At 39.6% G+C, this 19,271-nt stretch carries 15 protein-coding genes, 1 tRNA gene and 2 rRNA genes; 16 read left to right on the plus strand and 2 right to left on the minus strand.

Annotated features, from left to right (window positions below; all coding sequences use genetic code 11):
* The 15 genes from HXW94_RS11865 to HXW94_RS11935 form a co-directional block, all read left to right on the plus strand.
* Positions 1–90 (plus strand): 23S ribosomal RNA (locus HXW94_RS11865); the annotation flags it as partial.
* A 257-nt stretch (positions 91–347) separates the two neighbouring features.
* Positions 348–464, plus strand: a 5S ribosomal RNA gene (gene rrf / locus HXW94_RS11870).
* A 146-nt stretch (positions 465–610) separates the two neighbouring features.
* Positions 611–695 (plus strand) — tRNA-Leu (locus HXW94_RS11875).
* A gap of 941 nt (positions 696–1,636) precedes the next feature.
* Positions 1,637–1,936 (plus strand): hypothetical protein, encoded by a 300-nt coding sequence (locus tag HXW94_RS11880; RefSeq protein ID WP_178367117.1) that lies wholly within the window; start codon positions 1,637–1,639, stop codon positions 1,934–1,936.
* Between the two features lie 1,161 nt (positions 1,937–3,097).
* Positions 3,098–4,393 carry an MBOAT family O-acyltransferase gene (locus tag HXW94_RS11885; RefSeq protein ID WP_178367118.1) on the plus strand — a complete coding sequence of 432 codons (1,296 nt, stop codon included), beginning with the start codon at positions 3,098–3,100 and terminating at the stop codon, positions 4,391–4,393.
* A gap of 15 nt (positions 4,394–4,408) precedes the next feature.
* Positions 4,409–6,055: an alginate O-acetyltransferase AlgX-related protein gene (locus HXW94_RS11890; protein WP_178367119.1), complete on the plus strand. Its 1,647-nt coding sequence runs from the start codon at positions 4,409–4,411 to the stop codon at positions 6,053–6,055.
* 3 nt (positions 6,056–6,058) lie between these two features.
* Positions 6,059–8,929: a class I SAM-dependent methyltransferase gene (locus HXW94_RS11895; protein WP_178367120.1), complete on the plus strand. Its 2,871-nt coding sequence runs from the start codon at positions 6,059–6,061 to the stop codon at positions 8,927–8,929.
* Positions 8,930–8,932: 3 nt separating this feature from the next.
* Positions 8,933–9,907, plus strand: a complete 975-nt coding sequence (locus HXW94_RS11900; RefSeq protein ID WP_178367121.1) for a hypothetical protein — start codon at positions 8,933–8,935, stop codon at positions 9,905–9,907.
* A gap of 9 nt (positions 9,908–9,916) precedes the next feature.
* A complete protein-coding gene (locus HXW94_RS11905) occupies positions 9,917–10,897 on the plus strand; it encodes a sulfotransferase domain-containing protein (RefSeq protein ID WP_178367122.1) in 981 nt (326 codons plus the stop codon).
* Between the two features lie 17 nt (positions 10,898–10,914).
* Positions 10,915–11,739 carry a TylF/MycF/NovP-related O-methyltransferase gene (locus tag HXW94_RS11910; protein ID WP_178367123.1) on the plus strand — a complete coding sequence of 275 codons (825 nt, stop codon included), beginning with the start codon at positions 10,915–10,917 and terminating at the stop codon, positions 11,737–11,739.
* 50 nt (positions 11,740–11,789) lie between these two features.
* Positions 11,790–12,737, plus strand: coding sequence for a WcbI family polysaccharide biosynthesis putative acetyltransferase (locus HXW94_RS11915; RefSeq protein WP_178367124.1), 948 nt, complete (start codon positions 11,790–11,792; stop codon positions 12,735–12,737).
* Positions 12,738–12,814: 77 nt separating this feature from the next.
* On the plus strand, positions 12,815–13,576 hold the full coding sequence (locus HXW94_RS11920; protein ID WP_178367125.1) for an ABC transporter permease: 762 nt from the start codon (positions 12,815–12,817) through the stop codon (positions 13,574–13,576).
* Entirely contained in the window at positions 13,576–14,322 is a 747-nt protein-coding gene (locus HXW94_RS11925) for an ABC transporter ATP-binding protein (protein WP_178367126.1), read from the plus strand. Before HXW94_RS11920 ends, HXW94_RS11925 begins: the two co-directional genes overlap by 1 nt.
* Before the next feature lie 87 nt (positions 14,323–14,409).
* Entirely contained in the window at positions 14,410–14,991 is a 582-nt protein-coding gene (locus HXW94_RS11930) for a hypothetical protein (protein ID WP_178367127.1), read from the plus strand.
* A 101-nt stretch (positions 14,992–15,092) separates the two neighbouring features.
* Entirely contained in the window at positions 15,093–15,527 is a 435-nt protein-coding gene (locus HXW94_RS11935) for a hypothetical protein (protein ID WP_218576692.1), read from the plus strand.
* A gap of 58 nt (positions 15,528–15,585) precedes the next feature.
* On the opposite strand, the gene HXW94_RS11940 is transcribed toward HXW94_RS11935, so the two are convergent.
* Together HXW94_RS11940 and HXW94_RS11945 are read right to left on the minus strand one after the other, a co-directional pair.
* A complete protein-coding gene (locus HXW94_RS11940; protein ID WP_178367129.1) occupies positions 15,586–16,569 on the minus strand; it encodes an MraY family glycosyltransferase in 984 nt (327 codons plus the stop codon).
* Positions 16,570–16,571: 2 nt separating this feature from the next.
* The gene (locus HXW94_RS11945; RefSeq protein WP_218576693.1) at positions 16,572–17,546 is read right to left on the minus strand and encodes an NAD-dependent epimerase/dehydratase family protein; all 975 of its coding nucleotides are present in this window, start codon (positions 17,544–17,546) and stop codon (positions 16,572–16,574) included.
* Between the two features lie 393 nt (positions 17,547–17,939).
* Between HXW94_RS11945 and murA the strand changes: the two genes are divergently transcribed.
* Positions 17,940–19,199 carry a UDP-N-acetylglucosamine 1-carboxyvinyltransferase gene (gene murA, locus HXW94_RS11950; protein WP_178367131.1) on the plus strand — a complete coding sequence of 420 codons (1,260 nt, stop codon included), beginning with the start codon at positions 17,940–17,942 and terminating at the stop codon, positions 19,197–19,199.
* Positions 19,200–19,271 lie beyond the last annotated feature (72 nt).

Raw genomic sequence — 19,271 nt, forward strand, 5'->3', positions numbered from 1 at the left:
CCTTGAAGACGACAAGGTTGATAGGCTGGGTGTGTAAGCATGGCAACATGTTGAGCTTACCAGTACTAATAGGTCGTGAGGCTTAGCCACTTTTTTCCACGAATAAATTTAGATACTTTGATGTTGACGCATATTTTGCGAAATTCTTCGTTGCTTCACAAAAGTTTTAAAACGCAGTAGTTAACTACAGCTTATTTAAAACTTTTGCTTGCGCCTTGAATTTCACTAAAATATGCATCAACATATTGACATAGCAACGCTCGATTTTACTACAACAGATTACATATTTGGACCCATGGAACATGACAAGAATAAAGCTTTCTGAAGTTCCAGGTCCGACCAGTGTAACCGGTGGCGATGGCGAAGAGGCCACACCCGTACCCATCTCGAACACGGAAGTTAAGCTCTTTAGCGTCGATGGTACTGCATGGGAGACTGTGTGGGAGAGTAGAACGCCGCCGGATTATTTTTTAAAAAGGCTCTGACTATCGTTACGATTATCAGGGCCTTTTCAATTTAATTTGTATATTTTCGATTTTTATATTTGAGCCTTGACATTTTGCCTGATATCCAATTATAAGAATTGTTAAAATTTAAAATTTTTTGTTTTGCCGAAGTGGTGGAACTGGTAGACACGCTAGACTTAGGATCTAGTGCCGCAAGGCGTGGGGGTTCAAGTCCCTTCTTCGGTACCACTCAATAAAGACGCGGGTTTCTATAGTTTTAAGACTTAAAATGGAATCCCCGTCTTTTTTTTCAGGATTGAGGACCAGGACCAGGTTGCGGTTTTGTTGCACCTTTAACTCCTGCCGTTACTGGTTTTTCGTTGGGTTGCTAATTTGACCCCACAGCATTCTCCTATCTTTCTTTCGTCTGTATAATCTCAAGGTTGATATTTGTTTCAAATACACGATTGACCTCATCTGTCATTATCCGACCGATGGCGCGACCGCTTTGCCGAGTATTCCCGGCTTCCTCTTTGAGACGCTGCTGAATCCACAGGCTCAGGGTAATCGCATTAAAATTTTAGATGCTATAAATTCAGTAGCTTATAAATATTGCTTTGATAATTTTCGAGATTATTGCAAAGTTCAGAATTTCTAACATACTGAATTCATAGTATAGTAATCCCACTTTTGTTTTTCCAGGTATGCATTTTGCTTGGTTTAATAATAGCTTCGTATACAGAACATTATTCTGAATCATACCAAAGTTGAAGTACAATATTCAGGCAAAATGCTGTACAGTAATATATGTGCCAAGAAAAAACAAAGTTGGATGATTATAGTCAAAATTCGGCATCCTTCATATCACCCCCAAAGTACTTTACACTTTTTGGGGGAATGATTGCTAAAAAATAGGGTGATTGCTCCAAAAAGTGTAAACTGGTAAATAAAGGATGCCCAAAATTCGTGCCGAATCTTAATGCGTTTGCCCTGTCCACAGGCCGCATGCTTCTTATATCTGATATGAGTGCATGGTATGCTCTATGGCCTGATTTAATGTTTAAGACAGGAGTATCTACGCTGTTTTTAATGAATAGACATTATACCGATTTTAGCTAAGTGCTTGATTTTATTAGATCTGCAAAAATCAACTTCCCAATAAAATTAATAGTTTATGAAAAATCGGTATAATGTCTAATGGACATAAAAAACCGAATGGAATCGAAGAAACTGTCAATCTATGGAAAAATCTGAATTTGATGCAGATAAACGGCAAACAAAGTCAATACAGCTTTTTCGGTCAAGCATTCATTAGTGGTTTTTTTTGGCATCCTTCATTTCCCGCTTTACACTTTCCAGATGCCGACCCCCATTTTTTGGGAACCTCCATTCAAAAAGTCTGGGTAGAGGCATTGATTACTCAACGCCTCCCCCGCAGATCCGTACGTGCGGAATTCCCGCATACGGTTCCTCGGTTCCAGCTCTTTTGACCAAGCTGGAAACCAAACAAGTTCCCCCGTTTGGCACATAACTTTGCTGTCCCTTAGCTGTCAGATATTGTGGACTATATCGAATAGCCCTGTGATATCTGCGCTCACCGTCTGTTGTGAGTGGCTTGTTTCGCAATTATACGACATTCTGTTGATATGGTTTGTGATCTCGGAGTATCTCCCATAGCGCTCTCCCGTATAAACGTTATGTCCTGCTTCACCTTCCCTGCAGTGGGTCGCTTGGACGTCACTTCCCCACCTTCCCGATCAACTTGACTGTCTGATCCTCGGTAATATGTTCCGCTTTGGAAAGAGTTTATCCAGTGACCACAAAAATAAGTTTTTCGAAGCTCAATACAGGGCCTGTATCCTCGATCACGTCCGGCTCAGGACTCCCGTTACCGGGTTTACCCTCGGACTTCTCTTCAGGCCTGCCGACTATGCTTTGGCCTGGTGGGATTTGCACCCACTGGGTAACATTAACAAATTTCTTGGAGTTAACCACTCCTTTCCCGATGTTTCGGATTTATCTTGACGCAATGTAAAGTACTTTTGGGATCATATGAAGGATGCCGTTTTTTTTATACAATACCTTCGCCAAATTAAAAAAATTCAGCAATTTTAAGTTGGGTATGAAAAATGAGCAGTTTTTCTGTTATGATATGCAATCATCACAAAACATATTATAAGGAAAAACTGCCCATGAATGAAATTACCACACTTTTGATTTGCTTGCACCCCTTACTTGCCGTGCAAGATAAACTTTTAAAATCAGTGGTTTATTACATTAAGTTCTCTATAATCCCCTTTTCTTTGATACAGTCTCTTTTTTTTTTCAACTCAACTTATTTCCATAAAATTATTGATTGCATGTCAAACTCAATGTATAGAGTATATTGGAAATATTAATAATTCATCCTCTCCCATGGAAGGATTGTTTCCAGATTAAGTACATGGAGCATGTAAAGTGATATGGTTTTTAGTAACCTGTTTTTCATTTTTGTATTTCTTCCAATAGTTTTATTGTGTTTTTATTGTGCTCCGCAATCCTTTAAAAAGACGGTTCTGATAACAGCATCATTGACCTTTTATTTTTTCGGAGAGAATTTTTTAATATGGATATTACTGACTTCCACATGCGTTGATTATTTTTGTGGGTTAATGATAGCAAAGACGATTCCAGAGAACCGGGAAGTTGATTTTTTATCTAAGAAAGGAAATAGAGACCATCGCCAGAAATTAGCTTTAACCTTAAGTATTTTTACCAATCTTGCATTTCTGATTTACTTTAAATATTCTAATTTTTTGATCGACAACGTAGATGCTGTATTCCATTTGTTAGGTAGTGATGGACTTTTTTTTACGTTTAAAAAAGTGATTTTACCTTTGGGAATCAGTTTTTACACCTTTCAATCAATGAGTTACACAATCGACGTTTACTTTGGGAAGGTAAAAGCAACGAGGAAATTTTTGGATTTTCTCTGCTACGTAACACTTTTTCCACAGCTTGTTGCAGGACCGATCGTTCGATACCGGGATATCTATGAGCAGATAAAATATCCCACTGTAACTATGGAACTGGTGGAGGCTGGTATAGGTAGATTTATTTTGGGGTTGGCCAAAAAAGTTATTATTGCAAATACTATTTCCATCGCAGCAGACGGGGTTTTTGATCAAATTCCGAGCGGTGAACTTTGCTTTTTAAGTGCATGGGTCGGAGTCATTGCATATACATTGCAAATTTATTTTGATTTTTCCGGCTATTCAGATATGGCAATCGGGATAGGTATGATGTTTGGGTTTCGTTTTTTGGAAAACTTTAATTATCCATATATCTCTAAATCAATTCAGGAGTTCTGGAGAAGATGGCATATTTCACTTTCAACCTGGTTTAGAGATTATTTGTATATACCCCTTGGTGGTAACAGAAGAGGGAAGCTGATACGATATAGGAATTTGTGGGTTGTATTCCTGTTATGCGGTTTGTGGCATGGGGCTGAGTGGACTTTTATTGCTTGGGGAGTTTATCATGGAAGTTTTCTTATTCTTGAGCAAATCAAATGGTTTAAAAAATTATTAAAGGGATTACCAGAGGCCCTTCAGCATTGTTATCTTTTAATGGTCGCTTCAATCGGGTGGGCAATTTTTCGATCGGAAAATATGGCACAGGTATTTGCTTTTTTAAAGGCCATGAGTGGGCTTCAGGGACTTCAGAATACCAGTTATCCTTATCAGGAGTTTTTAGGGATGGATGTTCTGTTGGCAGGCCTATTAGGGATAATTTTTTCCATCCCTATTTTTCCCTCTTTAAAACAGCATGTTGAATCCCTGGAAATGTCTTCGGGGAAGATAATTCTGGATCTTTTTCAGTATTTAAATTTGGTTGCCCTGTTTATTCTTTGCATTATATTGCTTTCTAGTGGGGTTCATAATCCTTTTTTATATTTTAGATTTTGATTAAAACATATCAAGATGAAAACTAAATACAAGACCGGAATCTTTTTGATACTCTTATCGCTGTTATTTCTCCCTTTAACCCTTGGACTATTGGGTTGGTTTGTTACCTCTCCAGGTATGATAAAACGTTTTGAACAAAGAGATAAAAATCCTTGGCCGGATTTTCCAACTTCAAAAAAACAGATAAAACTCTATCCGCGTAAAATCGAAAGTTGGTTTAATGATAGTTTCGGTTTAAGAAGTATTCTGATACGAGGTAACGGTCTTTTAAAAATAAGCCTGGCGGCCTCTCCAAATCCATCTAAAGTAATAATAGGAAAAGAAGGATGGCTCTTTTTAGGAAATCGTTGGGCCAACACCTTAAATCAATCTCTTGGCAGGGATCTGTTTGCAGCAAATGAAATTGATTGGTATGTTAAGGCCATAGAGAGACGGAGTAAATGGTTGGCGGCCCGTGGTATACCAATGGTATTTGTTATTGCTCCGGATAAAAATAATATTTACCCGGAATATCTTCCAAACTGGGCTGATACAAAAGGGAAAATGACCCGAAGGCTGCAACTGATAGAAAGAGTTGGCCAGAATAGCTTTGATTTTGTTGACACGACTGAGTCCGTTAGACGTGCGAAAAAGCATGCCCCTACTTTTTTTAAAACCGATTCTCACTGGAATGATTACGGAGCGTATATTGGGTATAGATCACTTATGGAATATCTTCGTATCCACATAGGGGATGATCGCCTTAAGATAATCGGGCAGGCTGGGTTTGAAACAAAAATTTGGCCAACCAAAGGGGTTTCTCTTCCTCAAATGATAGGTCTTCGAAATGATGACTTTGAAGACCAAGCTGTAGCTGTACAATTTTATGAAAAGTTGGATCGTGACCTAAAGATAAAAGGATACAATGGACAGTATCATAGCGTGAACACTGATCGGCTGAAAATTGGGAAACAGGCCATTAAGACAATTAGAAACACTTCGCTGTATCCCAATGGCTTAAAGGTTCTGATTTTGAGGGACTCCTTCACGACCAATATGAGCCCGTATTTAAATTTAAGTTTTGGAGAAACAACCTATTGCGCATGGGCACAGGCTCCAGGTAAAGAAATGACCCGCTTGGTATCAAAATACGATGTTGATCTTGTACTCTGGATTATGGTTGAAAGATGCTTAAGAATTCCCCAAAGAATACACCATAATTGGGCAGTTCCGGACGGTAGGACTCTGGAGGAAAGACTTTGCAATAACAAAATCAAGGAAAAAGGTTCGGGTAAAGATCTTCTCTCTAAAATTTTTAATCCCAGAGGAATAAAAATCGATGAAAACGGTACACTTATCACAAATTTATCAAAGGAAAAGGGAATAAAACTTCGCCGATTTGTGGAAGAAAAGGGAAAATATAGTTTGACCTTTAAAGTGAACTCAGAAGCCCAGTCAAATCTTATTTTGCGATACACGATTAAGGTTGATGGAAGGATCATAAAAGGCTATCGCACTGCCCTTCTTATGGGAGGGGAAAGCGAGATTTTCTTTGATTTACCTGAAAACGCATTGATGAGCCCAATTCAGATAACCAGTGACAAAAATAATAAATGTATTATAACCGATTGGAGCATCCTATACCCTGGAGTTTCAAAGAAAAAGATATCAAAAGAGGCCTAATAATTGACTATTAATAATTTAAAATATTCTTCATTAATTGATATTAACGATGACAAAAGTGCACATGCCGTAATTCTACGGGAAATTAAGCATGGAAGCACGGTGCTCGAATTTGGCCCCGGCCCAGGGTGTATGACTAGATATCTGAAGGAGGAATTAGGGTGTCATGTCAGTATTGTTGAGATGGATGAAACTTTTTTCCCCATAGCTGAGCAATATAGTGATGATGCTCTTTCAACAGATATAGAAGATTTAAAATGGATTGATTATTTTTCAGAAAAAAATTTTGATTATGTTATTTTTGCTGATGTGCTTGAGCATTTGAAGGATCCTTGGGGTATTATCGACCCGTCGGTTCGCCTTCTCAAGGACGGTGGTAGTCTCATTGTTTCTTTGCCAAATGCTGCGCACAGCGCTGTAGTGCTCGGGTTGATTCAAGATCAGTTTGTTTTAAATGACACTGGACTACTCGACAGAACGCATTTAAGATTTTTCACTTTTGAGTCGGCAAAAGATCTCTGCACACATTCTGATCTATTCTTATGCGAAGCCCGCGCCACCTATAGGGCCATAGAGCAGACAGAAGTTTACAAAAATTACAAAAATTACAAAAATTTGCCGGAAGATTTGGTTGATGAGGTGTTAAATAAGGCGTATGGGGATGTTTTTCAGTTCATTTTTCACATGAAAAAAAAATCTGCAGAAGATGATACCTATTCAGAGCCTGTTATCCGTATTGCGAAACATAATTCCTTTGAACAGCAGATGAACTTCATTGATCCCATGGTTTATTGGACCAGGCCAGGTGAGAAATATGTGCCCGAAAATTGTATCAAACCGCTGTATGAAATCAAAGGCCATGAAGTTGATATACGTGTCTCTCTTGCAAGGTTGGAAGGGCCGATAATGATTCGGCTCAGGCCATGTGAGGTTACCTCAGTGATTGAGATCCGAGGTATTTTATCTCGTGGAAATGAAATGCAAAAAGCCCTGCCAATACATCAGCACAGCGGTCAATATTTTTCCGATAATATCATTATATTTGATGATAAAGACCCCAGTATTATTGTTGAACTTGATGCGGCAGAGATCTTCTCAGAATTAAATTTTAAGACTCGTTTTCTGTCCATCAACGGAATCGCCTCCAACGAGATGGGCCTGCTCGGAGGACATATAAAGAGAGGGGCAAAATCTGGTAGAGATAATATTAATCGTCTCCTTTATGAGCTGAAGCAATTTAAATCTTCTCAAAAGGTGCTTGAAAATGAGTTGCAAAAAAAGGTTGAAGAAGAAATCCGTCTAAAAAATCAGATGTCTGAGCAAAGAGAGAAAATCACTCATCTTTATAATCTGAACAGAAATGTATTGTCAGAAAACAATCGACTGCAAGAAATATTATCCTATAGAATAGTACATTATGCATGCCGGCTCCAACAGGTCAAAAACAAATCAAAGTGGATCGTTGTGGCGCCTTTTGCCGTAGTTTTTTCTCCTCTTCTGCTTTTAAGGGTTTTATTCCGTACGAAAAGGCGAGTTTCACTTGTTTTGGCAAGATGCAAGGAGTATCTGAAGCTGCTCAAAAATAAAAAACGGTTAAGGCTTGAGTTAAAATATCCTAATATTACTAAACCGGTTGGGTTTGACCAATATCGTGTGCTCGCCTATAAACTGCGAACCATTCCCATTGAAAATCTGGTTTCGGAGAATGGACAAATGCGGTTTAATATCCTTGTCCCAAGCCTGGATCCGGATATTGTATTTGGCGGGTATATCAGCCTGCTGCATCTGGTGCGAAGGATATTTGAAAACGGATATCCCATACGCTTTGTTGTTTGTGATGATTCAAGGATGACAAAGAGAAAATTGATCGACAGCTGGCAGCATAAACCAGAGTTAGTGAAAATTTTTTCAGCTTCAGAGTTTGAGAATATTGATCACCACAATGAAACATTCCCTATATCTGCCTTTGACAATGATCGGTTCATCGCTTACTCAGGGTGGGAAGGTCTCATTGCAAATCAGATGGTTCAGCAAACAACCTTTAAAAAATTTATTTTTTTCATTCAGGAATATGAGCCGATTTTTCATGAAGAAAATTCAATCAGAGCGGTTCTTGAATCTGCCTATACCCTTCCCCATATCCCTGTGTTCAACACTGAGATTCTTAGGCATCATTTTGTAAAGGAGGCGCTAGGTGTTTACAGTAAGGATTATGATAACAGTGGCGCAGACAGCCCCTGTACAAGTCTTGTATTTGAGCACGCCATCGCAGATATTGCCCCACCGGATCAACAGGTATTAGTTAACAGGCTTGTTAGAAAATTTTTATTTTATGCCCGGCCGGAAGGACATGCAGGTAGAAATCTCTATGCGCTAGGCATGCTGGCTTTAACCCAGGCAATTCGTGACGGATTTTTTAAAGGGGCTTGGGAGTTTTGGGGTATTGGCACCTTTGCTGAAAACTACGAAGTGAAACTGGATAAGGGACATAAAATGAAAATTATTCACAGGGTGCCTCAGGAAGAATATGAGGAGTTCATAAAAGGGTTTGATGTGGGGGTCTCCCTTATGATGGCCCCTCATCCAAGTATTCTCCCTTTTGAAATGGCCTCTGCCGGAATGGTTGTTGTTACAAACGAGTATCGTCACAGAGATGCGGATGTGATAAAACGGATATCCAAGAATATTCTGCCGTGCAAACTATCAGTTGAAAGTATTGCTCATACGATGGGGCAGGCAGCAGAAAAGTCAAAAGATATTGAAGCCAGAATTGAAGGATTCGGGGTGAATTGGAATAGAAACTGGGATGAAGCGTTTTCACCTGAATTTATTGCTTCCCTTGTAAACGAGGTTGCCCCAAAAGCAGAAAAATAATACATGTCTGATCAATACGATTACAATATCCTCATACACCCTGGATTTGCAAAGGCGATGACCACCTTTATGCAGGATGTCGTTTTTAGTCATCACAGCCGGATCAATCATATTGGCAGAGAATACTGGCGCGATGATCTGCCTGCATCAATATGTTATGAGTCTGCTGATCTAATGCGGGATATTGCCGGAAAAGACACCATTGACTTTGATAAAAATCAAGCGGTCCATCGTCTTGAAAAAATAAGAAAATACCGATTTAAAAAAGGATTTCTCAATACAATCAGCGATGAATCTTTGAGTTATGCATGCAATGCGGACAGGGCTGTCATTGCAGAGCGACTCAAAAGCTTAATGCCCGGCGCAAAAATTCTTTTTACCGTGCGAAGCCAGTATACACTTCTGGTTTCTGCATTTTTCTGGCTCAGATTTACTAAGCTGGCAATTCCTAATACCTTTAATAAATGGATAAAAGCGTCCTCACTTGTTTATAATGATATCTACGACGATTTTTTCTTGAGGCAGTACCGATATTATGAGGTGATTGAAACCTACAGCCAGTTGTTTGGGAAAGACAATGTAATCGTCATTCCTATCGAGGCTATGGCAAAGGATAAAGAAGGACTCTGCCGTAACCTGGGTAATTTTGCGGGGGTTGATTCAAACGAATTGATTCAAATATTTGATGAAAAACCGGTCAATGTAAGACCATCTGCAATATCGATTGCTTATATTAGGCTTTACACTAAGCTTGGATGGCTTTGGGGAAGGCAAAAGTCAGCAAGAGATGTTATATCATGCGGAAATGGATTAAATAAAAAAATTGTTCATAGACTGAATCAAATTTTTCCACAGAACCAGGTGGCGATGGATGATGAGTCCCGTCAGTTTATTACGGAGTTTTTCGGAAGAAGTAATTATAAATTGGCGCTAAATTATAATTTAGAATTAGAAAAATATGGATACCCAATGGGGTAGTATAGCAATATGGACTATTATATTCATGTCGGTTTTCCCAAAACAGCCACGACAACCTTGCAGGATAATGTTTTTTTGAACCACAGCGGTATACGGTATTTAGGCAAATCTGTGTTGTTTAAAAATAATAAAGAAAAAAAAATATATCAGCGGGCCGGACTGTTTATGAATTTATGGCGGCAGCCTAAAAAAGACTGGAATGAAAACGATGCAAAGCAAATCGTCCAGAACTGTATTCTTCCGGATTGTTCCGATGAGAAACCGAACGTGGTCTCATTGGAAGAGTTAAGTTATGCAACCCCCCGGAGATGGGCGGTTCCAAGGAGAATTTGGCAGGTTTTTGGTGACGCAAAAATTATATTAACAATCCGCTCCCAATATGACTCACTTGTAAGTGCCTATTATTGGAAATTTTTAAACCTTGAACTTAATGACCGTTTTGATAAATGGTTTGATAAAATGATGGCCTGTTCCGGGGAAAAATTGAATCAGACCAACCAGCCTTTGAATCTGCCTAAATATTATGATGTGGTAAAAGCCTATGAAAAGGTTTTTGGCAGAGAAAATATATGTATTCTACCGTTTGAATGGCTAATCAAAGAGCCTGAAAAATTTTCAATACACCTGTCAAATTTTGTCGGAATTGATTCAGAAGAAACCAGCAGGCTGCTGGCCTGGAAAAAACAAAATATTCGCCAAAGTAAATCAACGATCGAATACCAACGGATTGTGAAAAAAGCATATCTAAATTTTTTTAAAATAGTGAATGAGGAGCTGCCCATGGCCAAGGCTGCCTATTATAACGGAGTATATAGCAGCGGGTTTCATGGGGTTGTTTCAAATGTTATGAATAAATTTTCAGCCCCCCCGAGAAAATCCCTTGCCCCACTTCAGTCCAGCTTTATTCTTGAGTATTACGGGGAGGGAAATGCAAAACTGATGGAGGAGTATGACCTGGATTTGAAAGCTTATGGTTACCCCTGTGCATAAAATAATAATGGTGAAAAATGGATAAATGTAAAAAACTCTATATTGATCTGCTAAAGAAATCCCTTCTTAATGAACTGTATTTTGAGAACGGGATGAGAATTTCTTATTTGTTGAAGCAGATGGACACAAGCTGCCCATACGACTTGGAACACCTTTTGAAAATACATGAGTATGAACCGGAGCTCTATCGGTCATTCAAATCTGTCTTTGATGGAAAGGAACATTACCGGGAGAGGATATTTGGTTTTCCGATGACCATGATCGGTAAACAGCGCCTTGAGAATGTGGAGTCCTGTATTCAGAAAATTCTTTTGGATAATATACCGGGAGATTTCATGGAGACCGGGGTGTGGAGAGGCGGGTGCACCATTTTCATGAATGGAATGCTTGAAGCCTATGATGCTGCAGACCGAAAAGTATGGGTTGCGGACAGCTTTATGGGTGTGCCGGAGCCTAAATTGCCCCAGGACAAGGGGGTGGATTTATATCTGGACACTAAATTGGCAATTCCCATGGAAGTTGTGCAAGAAAATTTTGAAAAGTTCGGGCTTCTCAATGAGCGGGTGAAATTTTTGCCGGGGTGGTTTGAAGATACTATGGAATCAACTCCGGTTGACAGCCTGTCACTACTGCGTCTTGACGGTGATTTATACAGCTCCACCATGGTTGTTCTTGAAAACATGTATCCCCGGGTAGAGCCGGGTGGTTTTGTTATTGTTGATGACTACGGTGCCCTGGAACCCTGCAGAAAAGCTGTCACAGATTTCCGAAATAAGTATGGCATTGAAGAGAAAATTCAGGCGGTTGATTGGACAGGTGTTTTTTGGAGAAAAGAACGGTAATCTGATGGTATTTACTGATTGTTGAACACGACCATAGAAGAAGAAAATAGATGAAAAAATTTATTGTTTATGCCAATTGCCAGGGCCCTGCACTTGCAAAGACCCTGGTTGAAGCAAAGGCGTTTAAAGAAGAGTATGAGTATCAGTTGATCAAGCCGGTGCAGACCTTGCGTGAAAATGATATCAGTCATGTTCGAGAGCAGTTTGCCAAAGCCGATCTGATTATTTGCCAGCCGATTTCATCAGGGGTGACAGACAAGATAAAGCAAACATTTGGGGGGGTAAAATCAATGATAAGCAGACAGACTTCCCCTGGCAGACGCCCCAAAGAGCTTGATACTGATGAGATGCTGAAATATGCAAAAAAAAATGCAAGGATATATTTTTTCCCCTCCTTGTATTTTAATGCCTATTTTCCTCATCTGGATGCCATGAATATTAAGTCTGTATTGAACCGGGTTCATGATTTCATTATTGTGGGGTCCTTTTTAAAGGGAAACTCAGTTAAAAAGACTCTTGAAATAATTAACTCTGAAACTCTTTACCCAAAAGAACTGAGTCTTTCTTTTGCCAACCATGGGTTAGAAGAATTAAAGCATCGGGAAAGTGTGCATCGCATCAGCTTTACCATCTCCGAGTTTATTGAGGATAATTATAAAACCATAAAGCTTTTTAACCAGTTCAATCACCCACGGAAACCTGTGTTCAACTATCTGGCTACCAAAATTTTTCAGGAACTTGGAATTGCGTTTTTAAAAGAAGAATTCAGCAACAGAACTGGCCTTGACGGAACTTGCGTCCCTCTCCAGAAAAGCACCTACAGAAACCTGGGAATTGAATTCCAGGAGAATTTTAAAAGTTATAGAGTTAGTCCCAAAGAGGAGATGGTACAGGAAGACGTGGTGAGAGCATTCTACCAAGCCTATGAAGGAGTTGATAAAAAATTTCTTCAATCCGTACTTTCAAAAAGGAAACCTTTTGTTCGGGATTTGATTTAAACTAGAACATTTGGGTTACGGCAGGTTTGCATTACCAGTCCGTAATCAAACGTTTATATTGTTGATATGACAGACTGATGAATATGGGATTATGGAATTACAGAGAGTATATTTTATACAGTGTCCGGGCAAAGTTGTTGTCAGAAACAATCCGGAATCATCTGGGAATTTTATGGATGGTGCTTGAGCCCATCATGAGGATGTTTGTTTACTATTTTGTGTTTGTTTATCTGATCCATCGCAGAACGGAGGATTTTACTTCATTTCTTTTGATTGGCATCATCGCTTTTACCTGGTTTTCTAAAACACTTACCCAGGGGGGGAACAGTATTTCTGCCTCAGGACGCCTGATAAAGCAGCTTTATTTGCCTAAAATAATATTTCCGACCATTACCTCCCTTGTCCGGACCATTGAATTTCTTGTGGTTTTTTTAACATTGCTGATCTATCTGGCTACTCAGGGGTATTTAAGTGTTTCATGGACAGCTCTTCCAGGGGTTATTTTTGCCCAGTTTCTATTTATTTACGGGATAACACTTGTCATGGCATGTATTATTCCTTTTATACCGGATATTTCCTACATAATTTCCTCATTAATGACAGCCTTGTTTTTTCTGTCTGGAATCCTGTTTGAAGTAAAGCCGTCAAATCCCAAGTACGACCTCTTTATGCTCAATCCCCTGGCAAAATTGTTGGAGCAGTACAGGCTTATCATACTGCAAGGAAGTTTCCCTGAATGGTTGTCGCTTGTTTATATTGGCGGATCAGGGGTTGTCATGGCATTGGTCGTAAGTCAGATTATAAAAAAATTAGAGTTTCAATTGCCGCGGATTGTCTGATGAAAATAGAGAATACAGAATCGGTTTGTCTGGCAGGGGAAAAAGAAAAGCGAAAAGGGAAACTGCTAATATCTATTCGGAATGTGGGTGTGATATATAACAGGAACCGTTCCATCTTCAAAAAAAAAAGATTTGAGGCGTTAAAGGATGTCAGTTTTGACATCTTTTCAGGTGAATCCATCGGGGTGATAGGACGAAACGGGGCCGGTAAATCAACACTCATGACCCTGATCTCAGGGATCATCAAGCCGGATAGAGGGGAGGTTATAAATTATGGGGCCAGTGTTTCTTTACTGGCTCTTCAGGCAGGCTTTATGAATGAACTGTCCGGGCGTGACAATATGGTTCTATCCGGTCTTGCCTTGGGTTTTCCAAAAAAGAAACTTGAAGAAAAGCTGGATGAGATTATTTCTTTTTCGGGTATAGGAGGACGCATTGATGATGCGGTCCGCACCTATTCAGCCGGTATGAGGGCAAGACTGGGCTTTTCAATTGCCCATATTCTGAACCCGGATATCCTGCTGGTGGATGAAACCCTTGGGGTGGGGGACAGGGCATTTCGTCAGAAATCTGCCAACGCCATGAGAGAGAAAATAAAATCAGAGCAGACCGTTGTTCTGGTTTCTCACAACTCGAATACTATCCGGGATCTTTGTGACCGGGCGGTCTGGCTTGAAAAAGGCATTGTCATGGCTTCAGGAGAAGTGGATACTGTTTTGAAAGCCTACGAAAAAAAGGTATTATAGCTTATCGTTAACAGTTAAAACAAGATATCATAATCGCTGATTATCCTGCATTCGAAAGGAATATCTTCTATGCCTGAAGGAAAGAAAATGATTCTGCATATTGGCATGCCCAAAACCGGCACCACAGCGCTTCAAGGTTTTTTTGCCAGAAATCAAGATGCCTTTTCACAAAAGCAGACTATCTACCCGGCATCTGCCCGCAGGGCCAACCAGCATTATTTCTCAGCGATTTCATCCTCAGATGACCCTCAGATTTTCGTAAAATCCTGGAAAGATCTTTACAAGGAGATGGAAAGCAAAGACTGGCAGACCATGGTACTCTCAAGCGAGCTTTTCTTTTTCCATTCTGAGCTGGAAGAGTTAAAAGAGGTCTGTGACTGGTTTTGTGCCGACATCCACGTTGTGCTGTTTTTAAGAAATCATATCCATGCGGTTCGATCTATCTACCGTACCGCCATCAAATCTTTGCCCAGGGTTTGTTGCACGGCCGACCTGTTTACAGATTTTTTGATCCGAAAAAATGATTCCATCGGAATCAAAAGTAAACGCAGAAATTTTAACTATCAGAGCATTATTGAAGATTGGGAAAATACATTTTCAAAAGATAATGTCCATGTTATTTCTTATGATGAGGCTGTAAAAAACAGTAACACAGTAGAGGCTTTTTAGGGTTACTAAACCAGCTTGGAATTGAAACCCCTGTTTTCGATGCTGATGAGTTAAATCTCAGGGCCCATGAGACCCAGCCTGATCTTATTTTGGATCTCTTATTGAGAACCAACCAGCTTGCCTTCAATAAAGCTCCTTACTGGCAGTTTATCCGGCACCTGTTTGAACTTGGGGCAGATCCCAGTGTTACAACAACAGCCTTTCAGTTTTCCAGGAAAAGCGCAGAAAAAATATTTTCAGCATACGGGGAGTGGGGGGAAGAAAAAAAAGAGTTAAAACGATTGTTAAAGTCAGAAAAAACTGTTCTTTCTGAGAGAGAAAGAACTGCGGGGCAGATTCAAATGCTGGAATCCATGGATCTGGATTGGCAGCAAGCGTTGTTAGCAATGTGTTCCTTTGAGGATATTGTTTGCCGGCCGGTCATAACCCGGGATGTCGAGCATTATAAAACGCTTTATGAAAGGGATTATAAAGCACTAAAGCAGAAATTGGATCAAGAGGCCCAACTTGCGAATGCCAAGAAGCGCACCATGTAACATTTTGGGATTATGATAACATGCCTTTGGTTTTAAAAGTATTTCATCGTCCCCATTTTTAATGGTATTTAGAAGCATGAGCTTTATAACGGATAAATAGAGATATTATTATAAATAACATTGAATATATGAAGTAAATTGAAAAAACAGCCGATATTCCTGAAGGCTTAACTGCTATTAATGATAAGCCTAAAATAGCTTGAAAAACTCCATATCCTACTGAAACAACCCAATGAGGCATTTCCATTTCATTAACCAGTAATTGATATATATGTCGTCGATGAGCAACAATAAGCGATTCTCTCTCTTTTAAGCGGATTAGCATTGTAGATATCTCATCAATATAAAATGGAAACAAAAATCCAGCCATAATTAAAAAATCCATTATAGAATTGGACATTAAAATGGTTAAGCAGGAAAAAACAAAACCGATTAGTATGCTGCCGACATCCCCTAAAAAGACTTTTGCTTTTGGAAAATTAAAAAAAAGAAAACCGATGCAAGAGGCCGAGATACAAATACAAAAAGTAATATAATTGGGGTCTGCATGGATGCGTTTACCGTAATTTGCCAGCAAAAGAAAACCAATTAAACCGGTTATACCTGCAATGCCATCAATTCCGTCCATAAAATTGTAAAAATTTGAGGTACCTACAATAAATAAGACGATAGGAATGATCAGTAAATACCCCACCCCCATTTTTATGGTTTCAGATAAAAATAAAAGAAAGTATAAGCTGCAACCCAAATGAACACATAAACGCTGTTTTGCAGTAAGTTTGTATCGATCCCCACCCCAGAAGCTTGCAACAGAAATAGCCAGCGATGGGAACCATAAAAAATGAGTTATTTTTAAAAAAAAGGACGCAACCAAAATAGCAAAAAGAAGGCCGATGCCGGCTCCTTTGCAGACTTTTTTGTTATGGGAACTTCTTTTGTTTGGAAGATCCAGCATGCCGATTCTTTCCCCAAACCAGATCAGCGCCCAAGCTCCTGCAAGGCCTAAAAGAAAGCAAAAAAATATTAATGTAATTTCTTTCATTTTTATTTTGTTTTAAATGTGTTTGTTATTGTGTGCCTGGGCTTGAATCCTGTTTCCAACATGCGTTGATTATTGATTACGATGTCCCGGACAAGTTTATGGTGGCAGGAAGAAATAAACTGTTTTTTAGTGGGAAAACAACATTTTGCTATTTGGCTTGCTATATTAATTAATTTAAATGGGACTGTAAAAACAGGTTTCTTATGGCCAATTGATTTTGAATTCATAAGGCGGATCATATCATTAAAAGAACAAGGCTCAAAATCGGAAATATTCATAATACTGCATGCGTGGTTTGAATTGTCAGCTTTAATACGGAATCGGATGAAATCAACCACGTTTTTTCGAGCAAGAATAGAAAGTTTTTGTTGGCCGGAACCATATTTGAAATAAAACCAATTTCCAGGTACACAGATCCGTTTTTCTAAATTTAGGCGCCAGTCTGTTTCATAAACCGGCGCTAATCTGAGAATATCCAGTTTTCTGATACATTTGGTTTGAAACAAGACTTTAAGTATCGTTTCCGCCGCTAACTTGCTTTTTGCATACGAACTTGTCGGATTGCATTGGTTCGTCTCATTAAAATTAATGCAGCCGATTTCACCATATACGCAGATTGAAGACAAAAAAATAAAATAAAGATTTGGATTGGCTTTTCCGGCAATCTTAGCAAGATTCATGGATGCCCAATGATTAATTTTATCATACAAGATATCTGGTAGGGGATGTAACATCCTTTGGTGGGCGATTCCTGCACAATGGACAATAACATCCGGTTGCCTGTCATTACATATTTTAGCCAGCGTTTTTGTATCTGAAATGTCGGCTCTGATGTATTCAAAATTTTTTAGGGTCTCTTGCTTTGGGATTTTTGACCGGCTGATTCCAATAACTTGATAACCATCTTGGCACAAATCCCTTGATATAATTTGACCAAGAAAACCTGTTGCACCTGTAACAAGTACGGTTTTTATCACTGGACCCTTATTTATTTTGCATAACTTTTCTAAAGTCAAAGCTAAAAAATTTACATCAGGATCAAAAAAAATTTTTTGATCCTACATTTATAATAGAATCAGCCTATCGATAGTACGCATACTTTCGAAAACTTGCAAGGCTACATGTTGTTAAACAGACTCCACATACAGCGTTTACACAGGCCGTAGTACTGCGTATTCATTCTCGGGGTGCGTTAAAAATAAAATATCTTACATCAAAACATGTTTTAAAACGTAAAATTATATGCTAAAAGACGCCAATATTTATAAATAGTTAAGATATTAATTTTAGAATGTTATCACTTGATGATCGAGTATCAGTACGCTTATCAACGATTAATTCTCCTTTCAAATCAGGAATGAAATTATTTAATGGATAAAATACAAATCAATGGGGGCCGGCAGCTAAAAGGGGAGGTCTTTATCAGCGGCGCCAAAAATGCTGCGCTTCCACTTATTGCATCAAGTATTCTCGTGGATGGGGTATCCACGTTTAAAAATGTACCCCGCTTGAAGGACATCTCTTCAATACTTATGCTTCTTGAAGATCTTGGGGCATCCTGTGAATTTGAAGGTCATACATTTACTGTTAATGGGTCCGGAATCGATAAAATAGAGGCCGAATATGAACTGGTTAGAAAGATGCGTGCCTCTATTCTGGTATTAGGTCCGCTTGTGGCAAGGTTCGGTCGGGCTAAGGTTTCCATGCCCGGGGGGTGTGCCATTGGTGCCCGTCCTGTAAATATGCATCTTTCCGGTCTTGAAGCGCTGGGTGCCACCATTTCAATTGCCGGCGGATATATTGAAGCAAATGCCGAAGAAGGGTTGATCGGAAATGAAATCTATTTTGACATCCCCACTGTGACCGGTACGGAAAATCTTATGATGGCCGCAGTTCTAGCCGAAGGGCAAACTACCCTGAGGAATGCAGCGCGAGAGCCTGAAATCGTATGTCTGGCAGATGCATTAAACCAGATGGGGGCAGACATCCGTGGTGCCGGTACGCCCATTATCACCATTGATGGTGTGAGCCACCTTCATGGCGCGATCTGCCGTGTCATACCGGATCGGATTGAAACCGGCACTTTTATGGTGGCTGCGGCAGCGACTATGGGCGATGTGGTTATCCGAGAGTGTGTGCCGGATCATTTAGGCGGTGTTATCAGTAAACTGAAGGCTACAGGGGCGATTGTTGACATTTTTGAGGACAAGATACATATTAAAGGCAGCAAAATCATCAAAAATATTGACATAAAAACCCTGCCGTACCCTGGATTTCCTACGGATATGCAGGCCCAGTTCATGGCCCTGATGACCGTCTCCCAAGGGAACAGCATGATTCATGAATCCATATTTGAAAATCGGTTTATCCACGCCAATGAATTGATGCGCATGGGTGCTGATATTAAAATTTCCGGCGGGAATATCGCTAATGTCCGGGGCGTCTCCCATCTTCAGGGGGCACCTGTTATGGCATCCGACCTTCGTGCCAGTGCTTCCCTTGTGATTGCAGGCTTAATTGCACAAGGCACCACGGTTATCAGCCGTGTTTATCATATGGACCGGGGTTATGAGACCATTGAAAAGAAATTTGAAGCTCTGGGAGCAGATATTAAAAGAATCTCATCCTGAAAAATTTCTTAGGCCCATGATCGGAATAAAATCTTCCAAAATATGGTTTAGAATTTTCATTCGTATTCAAGG

The sequence above is a fragment of the Desulfobacter latus genome, assembly GCF_013389365.1.
GTDB classification, from domain to species: Bacteria; Desulfobacterota; Desulfobacteria; order Desulfobacterales; family Desulfobacteraceae; genus Desulfobacter; species Desulfobacter latus.